Source organism: Streptomyces sp. (genome assembly GCF_035644915.1).
Classification (GTDB): domain Bacteria; phylum Actinomycetota; class Actinomycetes; order Streptomycetales; family Streptomycetaceae; genus Streptomyces.
Genome location: NZ_DASQNP010000115.1, coordinates 1 through 6,645, shown reverse-complemented (window position 1 = coordinate 6,645; position 6,645 = coordinate 1). Strand labels below are relative to the sequence as shown.

Annotated in this window: 7 protein-coding genes; 6 read left to right on the top strand and 1 reads right to left on the bottom strand. The window is 73.0% G+C overall.

The features are described from left to right. Nucleotides 1-608 precede the first annotated feature (608 nt). Both VE546_RS13335 and VE546_RS13330 read left to right on the top strand, forming a co-directional pair. Nucleotides 609-989, top strand: a complete 381-nt coding sequence (locus VE546_RS13335) for an SSI family serine proteinase inhibitor (RefSeq protein ID WP_324921932.1) — start codon at nt 609-611, stop codon at nt 987-989. Between the two features lie 183 nt (nt 990-1,172). After that, nucleotides 1,173-1,607 (top strand): SSI family serine proteinase inhibitor, encoded by a 435-nt coding sequence (locus VE546_RS13330; protein ID WP_324921931.1) that lies wholly within the window; start codon nt 1,173-1,175, stop codon nt 1,605-1,607. Between the two features lie 92 nt (nt 1,608-1,699). Here VE546_RS13330 and VE546_RS13325 read toward each other — a convergent pair whose 3' ends face one another. Then, nucleotides 1,700-3,082 carry a glycine--tRNA ligase gene (locus tag VE546_RS13325; protein WP_324921929.1) on the bottom strand — a complete coding sequence of 461 codons (1,383 nt, stop codon included), beginning with the start codon at nt 3,080-3,082 and terminating at the stop codon, nt 1,700-1,702. A gap of 174 nt (nt 3,083-3,256) precedes the next feature. Here VE546_RS13325 and VE546_RS13320 point away from each other — a divergent pair, with 174 nt between their 5' ends. The 4 genes from VE546_RS13320 (at nt 3,257) to VE546_RS13305 (ending at nt 6,555) form a co-directional block, all read left to right on the top strand. After that, complete coding sequence (locus VE546_RS13320) at nt 3,257-4,249, top strand: metal ABC transporter substrate-binding protein (protein ID WP_324921927.1); 993 nt, start codon at nt 3,257-3,259, stop codon at nt 4,247-4,249. Between the two features lie 74 nt (nt 4,250-4,323). Next, entirely contained in the window at nt 4,324-5,085 is a 762-nt protein-coding gene (locus VE546_RS13315; RefSeq protein WP_324921925.1) for a metal ABC transporter ATP-binding protein, read from the top strand. Continuing rightward, nucleotides 5,082-6,005 carry a metal ABC transporter permease gene (locus VE546_RS13310; RefSeq protein WP_324921923.1) on the top strand — a complete coding sequence of 308 codons (924 nt, stop codon included), beginning with the start codon at nt 5,082-5,084 and terminating at the stop codon, nt 6,003-6,005. Before VE546_RS13315 ends, VE546_RS13310 begins: the two co-directional genes overlap by 4 nt. 127 nt (nt 6,006-6,132) lie before the next feature. Continuing rightward, entirely contained in the window at nt 6,133-6,555 is a 423-nt protein-coding gene (locus VE546_RS13305; RefSeq protein WP_324921934.1) for a transcriptional repressor, read from the top strand. Nucleotides 6,556-6,645: the final 90 nt, after the last annotated feature.

Here is a 6,645-nt window from a genome sequence, read left to right as displayed (position 1 = left end):
ATGGAGAGCTGCTGTGTCATGGGCCTGGGCATCCTCGTGGTCGCTCGTACGGGGGACGGATCCCCCATTGTCCCCCATCCGCTCCGCACCGGGAGCGGCCCGCCCCGTCCGGCGCCGCGCCGACCGGCCCGGGGCCCCGGGGCGCGGGGACCGGCCGCGGACGCACGTCGCCGGGCATGCCGTGTCCGGCGAGGCGGTGCACGGCCCCGGGCCGTCCGCGGGTGCCGCGGACGATATGGCACGCTCCCGCGGCGAGGGCCGAGGGCGTTCCCGCACCTGGCGGACGCGCCCGTCCGTGCCGTACGCCGCCGTGCGCTCCCGGCCGGGTCCGGCAGGCCGGCCCGCTGCCTTCCGCTTCCTCCCGGCCGCCGGGAGGAAGCGCGGACCCGCCGGCCCTCCGGCGTCCCGCACCCCCCGTGGCCGCGGTTCCGGAACGGCGGCGGGAGGGCGTACGCGGCGGAGCGGCGGAGTCTTCCGCAAGGGCGTCGCGCTCGCCGGCGCCCGTTGCTAGCCTCGTCGCGACCTTGTCCCCGGGCGTCGGAAGACGCCCCCTCCTCCGGAGGCATCCCATGAGGAAGAACCTCAGGTCGGCGTTACGCACGGCGGCCGTGGCCACTGCCGGAGCGGCGGCACTCGCCCTGCCCGCCGCCCCTGCCACCGCCGCCGACGAACCGGCGCCCGAGCCGCAGTCCCGCCTGCTGCTGACCATGTCGCCGGGCGTGTTCACCCCCGGCTCCACCTTCTCCCTGGAGTGCCGGCCTCCGGGAGGCGACCACCCGGACCCGGTGGCCGCCTGCGCCGAACTCGCCGCGGTGGACGGCGACTTCGACAAGCTGGAACCCACCGGCACCATGGGGTGCCACACCGTCCGCGACCCGGTGACCGTCACCGCCACGGGCACCTGGCACGGCCGCGAGGTCTCCTACACCGAGACCTTCGCCAGTAGCTGCGCCGCCATCGTGGCCACGAACTTCGTCTTCCGGCTCTGACGTCCCCGGGCGGCCGACGTCCGCCCCCTCGCCTCCGGCCCGCCCGCACCCCCGGTCCGGCGCGGGCGGGCCGGCCCGTCGCCGGCGGACCGCCCCCGCCTCCGCCGGTGCCCCTTGTCAGCCCCGTCGCGGCCCCGCCAGGGGCGTCCGCGACGCCCCCCACCGTCGGAAAGGACGACACCCATGCGGAAGAGGAATTCCGGGCCCGCGTTACGCACGGCGGCCGTGGCCGCCGCCGGAGCAGCGGCGCTCCTCCTGCCCGCCGCCCCCGCCATCGCCACCGCCGCCGGCCCCGCGCCCGAACCGCGGACCGAACTGGTGCTGGCCGTGACACCGGGCCGGCACTCCCCCGGCACCAAGGCCACCCTGGAGTGCGAGCCCGCCGGAGGCTCCCACCCCACCGCCCAGGACGCCTGCGACAAACTCATCGCCGTCGACGGCGACTTCGGGGCCCTCAAGCCCGCCCCGGGCCTGGGCTGCACCGACGAGTACGACCCGGTGACCGCCGTCGCCCAGGGCACCTGGCGCGGCGAGGAGGTCTCCTTCACCAAGGAGTTCACCAACCTCTGCCGGGCGGTCGTGGGCACCGACCTCGTCTTCCGCCTCCAGCCCCTCTGAGGCTCCCCTTCCGGGCTGCCCTCTGCGGCCCCGGACAGGCCGAAGGCCCCGGACCCGTGGCGGTCCGGGGCCTTCGGCCGGAGGAATCCGGGTCAGCAGCCGATCAGGCGGGCGGCGAGGTAGGACTCGACCTGGTCGATCGAGACCCGCTCCTGCTTCATCGAGTCGCGCTCGCGCACGGTCACGGCGTTGTCCTCAAGGGTGTCGAAGTCGACGGTGACGCAGAACGGCGTGCCGATCTCGTCCTGGCGGCGGTAGCGGCGGCCGATGGCGCCCGCGTCGTCGAACTCGATGTTCCAGTGCTTGCGCAGCGCGTCCGCCAGGCCCTTGGCCTTCGGCGAGAGCTGCGGGTTGCGGGACAGCGGCAGGACGGCGACCTTGACCGGCGCCAGGCGCGGGTCGAGGCGCATCACGACGCGCTTCTCCATCTTGCCCTTGGCGTTCGGGGCCTCGTCCTCGACGTAGGCGTCGAGCATGAACGCCAGCATCGTCCGGCCGACACCGGCCGCGGGCTCGATGACGTACGGCGTCCAGCGCTCGCCGGCCTCCTGGTCGAAGTACGACAGGTCCTGGCCGGAGGCCTTGGAGTGCGCGGTGAGGTCGTAGTCGGTGCGGTTGGCCACGCCCTCCAGCTCGCCCCACTCGCTGCCGGCGAAGTTGAAGCGGTACTCGATGTCAGCGGTGCGCTTGGAGTAGTGGGAGAGCTTCTCCTTGGGGTGCTCGTACCACCGCATGTTCTCCTCGCGGAGACCCAGGCCGGTGTACCAGTTCCAGCGCTGCTCCATCCAGTACTCGTGCCACTTCTCGTCCTCGCCCGGCTTGACGAAGAACTCCATCTCCATCTGCTCGAACTCGCGGGTCCGGAAGATGAAGTTGCCCGGAGTGATCTCGTTCCGGAAGGACTTGCCCATCTGCGCGATGCCGAACGGCGGCTTCCGGCGCGAGGTCTGCTGCACCTGGGCGAAGTTGGTGAAGATGCCCTGCGCGGTCTCGGGGCGGAGGTAGGCCACCGAGCCGGAGTCCTGGGTCGGACCGAGGTGCGTGGACAGCAGGCCGGAGAACTGCTTGGGCTCGGTGAACTGGCCCTTGACGCCGCAGTTGGGGCAGTTGACGTCGGTCAGGCCGTTCGCGGGGAGGCGGCCGTGCTTGGCCTCGTACGCCTCCTCCAGGTGGTCGGCGCGGAACCGCTTGTGGCACGAGGTGCACTCGGTCAGCGGGTCGGTGAAGGTGGCGACGTGGCCGGACGCCACCCAGACCTCGGGGGCGAGGATCACCGACGAGTCGATCCCGACCACGTCGTCGCGCGAGGTGACCATGGAGCGCCACCACTGGCGCTTGATGTTCTCCTTCAGCTCCACGCCCAGCGGACCGTAATCCCAGGCGGCCCGCTGCCCCCCGTAGATCTCGCTGCAGGGGTAGACGAAGCCACGGCGCTTGCTGAGGCTGACGATGGTGTCGATCTTGTCGGCGGCCACGGTGCTCTCTTCGGTTACAGACGACGGAATACCTCAGGTTACCGGCGACAGCGGGGGCCGGACCAAATCGGTTCGGGGTTCGGACCGCACCCGACGGGAACCCGGATCGCCCCTTCTCACCGGAACCTCCATCTCATTTGACAATCATTTCCAATTAAGCCGAAAATGAGTGTCATGAACGCTCGACGACGCCCCCTCATACCCCGCCCCCGCACCGCTTCCCGTGCCGCCCTGGCGAGCGCCGCCGCCCTGGGCGTGTTCGGCCTCTCCGCCTGCGGCACCGGCACGGCGGGCGGGAGCGATGAGGTGCGCGTCGTCGCCTCGTTCTACCCCATGCGGTTCCTCGCCGAGGAGATCGGCGGCGATCACGTTTCGGTCAGTTCCCTGACCAAGCCCGGCGTCGAGCCGCACGACCTGGAGCTGAGCCCGCAGCAGACCGCCGAGCTGGGCGAGGCCGACCTCGTCGTCTACCTCAAGGGGTTCCAGCCCGCCGTGGACCGGGCCGTGGAGCAGTCCGGGGTGGAGCACGTCGCCGAGGCCGGCTCGTACACCGAGCTGGAGAAGGGCGGCGACCACGGCCACGAGGAGGAACACGGCGGCCACGGCCACGAGGAGGAGCACGAGGGCCACGACCACGGCGAGGGCGCCACCGACCCGCACGTCTGGCTGGACCCGGTCAAGTACGCCGAGGTGGCCGAGGGCGTCGGCGAGGCCCTGGCCAAGGCCGACCCGGACCACGCCGCCGACTACCGCAAGAACGCCGCGGCGCTGGTGGCCGAGCTGAAGGCCCTCGACGCCGACTTCCGCAAGGGCCTGGAGAACCGCGAGACGGACACCTTCATCACCACCCACGCCGCCTTCGGCTACCTCGCCGAGCGCTACGGCCTCCACGAGGAGTCCATCGCCGGGCTCGACCCCGAGGCCGGGCCCAGCGGCGCCCGGCTGAAGGAGCTGCACGAGATCGCCCGGCACGACGAGGTGAACACCGTCTTCTTCGAGGCGGCCGCCAGCGACCGGACGGCCAGGACCCTCGCCGACGACCTGGGGCTGCGGACCGACGTCCTCGACCCGGTGGAGGCGATCGGCGAGTCCTCCCGGGGCGACGACTACTTCGAGGTCATGCGCGCCAACCTCCAGGCCCTGCAGAAGGCGCTCGGCGCCGCGTGAGGCCGGCGGGAGGAACGGGACCGACGAGCCGGACGAGCCAGACGAGCCGAGTGAGCCCACCGAGGAGGCCACCCATGGCGAAGGAGCACACCACGGCGCCCCCGGCGCTGTCCATGCGGGGCGTGACCGCCTCGCTCGGAGCGCGGGCGGTCCTGCGCGGGATCGACCTGACCGTGGAGCGCGGCGAGGTCGTCGCCCTGCTCGGCGCGAACGGCTCGGGGAAGTCCACGACCGTACGGGTCGCCGTCGGCCAGGTGCCGTCGGCGAGCGGCGAGGCGGAGCTGTTCGGCACTCCGCTGCGGCGCTTCCGCGACTGGCGGCGGGTGGGCTACGTGCCGCAGCGCCCGACCGCGTCCGCCGGCGTCCCCGCGACCGTGCGCGAGGTGGTCTCCGCCGGACGGCTGGCCCGCACCCGGCTGCGGCCGCTGGGGCGCGGCGACCGGGCGGCCGTGCACCGGGCCCTGGAGCTGGTCGGGCTGGCCGACCGGGCCGGGGACTCGGTGAACGCCCTCTCCGGCGGCCAGCACCAGCGCGTGCTGATAGCCCGCGCGCTGGCCGGCGAACCCGAACTGCTGATCATGGACGAACCGCTCGCCGGAGTGGACCTCCTCAGCCAGCGCGTCCTCGCCGACGCGCTGCGCGAGCAGGTCTCCCGGAACGTCTCCGTCCTGCTGGTGCTGCACGAGCTGGGCCCGCTGGCCCCGCTGATCGACCGCACCGTCGTCCTCCACGACGGGCTGGTCGAGCGGGTGGAGGGCACCACCCACCTCCACGACCAGGCGTGCCACCCGCACCCCGATCCCTCCGCCCCCGCACGGACCGGACTGCTGACATGATCGAGCTCCTCGACTACCCCTTCATGCAGCGCGCCCTGCTGGCCGCGCTGCTGGTCGGCGTCGCCGCCCCGGCCGTCGGCATCTACCTCGTGCAGCGCCGCCAGGCGATCATGGGCGACGGCATCGGGCACGTGGCGATGACCGGCGTGGCGCTGGGCTTCCTGCTGAGCACCAACCCGGTGTGGACGGCCGTGCTGGTCTCCGCGCTCGGCGCGGTCGCCATGGAGCTGATCCGCTGGTACGGCATGGCGCGCGGCGACATCGCCCTGGCGCTGCTGTTCTACGGCGGCATGGCGAGCGGCGTCATGATCATCAACCTGTCGCCGGGCGGCTCCAACGCCGACCTGCTGACCTACCTCTTCGGCTCCATCACCACCGTCTCCTCCGAGGACGTCACGGCGATCGTGGTGCTGTCCGCGTTCGTGCTGGCGGTCTGCCTGGGGCTGCGGCGGCAGTTGTTCGCCGTCTGCCAGGACGAGGAGTTCGCCCGGGTCACCGGGCTGCCGGTGCGGCTGCTCAACCTGCTGCTGGCCGTCACCGCGGCCGTCACCGTGACCGTGGCGATGCGGGTGGTGGGGCTGCTGCTGGTGAGCGCGCTGATGGTGCTGCCCGTCGTCGCCGCCCAGCAGGTCACGCGCGGCTTCGCGACCACGCTGGCGCTCGCGGTGGTCACCGGCGTGCTGGTGGCCCTCTCCGGGACGGCCACCTCCTTCTACGCCGACGTGCCGCCCGGCGCCAGCATCGTGCTGCTGGCCATCGCCCTGTTCGCGGTCCTCGCGGCGCTCGCGCCCCTCCTGGCCCGCGCCCGGGCCCGGGCGGCGCTCCGGCAGGGTGGGGAGCCCGGCGGGCAGCGGACAGGACGGCAGGGGGGACGGCAGGAGGAACACGACACACCCGAGGGCGCTACCGTCGTGCGGTGACCACGGTCGTCGGTGGCCGGTGCGGCCGGTGACACAGCCGGTAAGGGGCACTCCCCGGCCGCGCCCACCACACCTGGCACAATGGCCGATCAGCTACGCGAGGTAGCGCCGACTTGAGGAGGCAATGGTGGCGACCGCAGGTCCCCCCGTACGCGGCCGGTCGACCCGGCAGCGCGCCGCTGTGGCGGCGGCTCTCAGCGAGGTCGACGAATTCCGCAGCGCCCAGGAGCTGCACGACATGCTCAAGCACCGCGGTGACTCGGTCGGTCTGACCACCGTCTACCGCACCCTCCAGTCGCTGGCCGACGCGGGCGAGGTGGACGTGCTGCGCACCGACGACGGCGAGGCCGTCTACCGCCGGTGCAGCAGCGGCGACCACCACCACCATCTGGTCTGCCGCCGCTGCGGCAGGGCCGTGGAGGTCGAGGGTCCCGCCGTGGAGCGGTGGGCGGACTCCATCGCCGCGGAACACGGCTTCGTGGACGTGGCCCACACCGTCGAGATCTTCGGCACCTGCGGCGAGTGCGCCGCCGGAGGGTCCAAGTCCTGACGCGCAGAGGCTGACGCGCGGGGGCGCTGTCTCGCACACCCGGGTGTGCGAGACAGCGCCCCCGCGCGTCAGCCTCTGCGCGTCAGGACT

Coding starts and splice junctions, on each gene's coding strand:
- VE546_RS13310 (WP_324921923.1), top strand. CDS start 5,082: ATGATCGAGCTCCTCGACTACCCCTTCATGCAGCGCGCCCTGCTGGCC.
- VE546_RS13330 (WP_324921931.1), top strand. CDS start 1,173: ATGCGGAAGAGGAATTCCGGGCCCGCGTTACGCACGGCGGCCGTGGCC.
- VE546_RS13320 (WP_324921927.1), top strand. CDS start 3,257: ATGAACGCTCGACGACGCCCCCTCATACCCCGCCCCCGCACCGCTTCC.
- VE546_RS13315 (WP_324921925.1), top strand. CDS start 4,324: ATGGCGAAGGAGCACACCACGGCGCCCCCGGCGCTGTCCATGCGGGGC.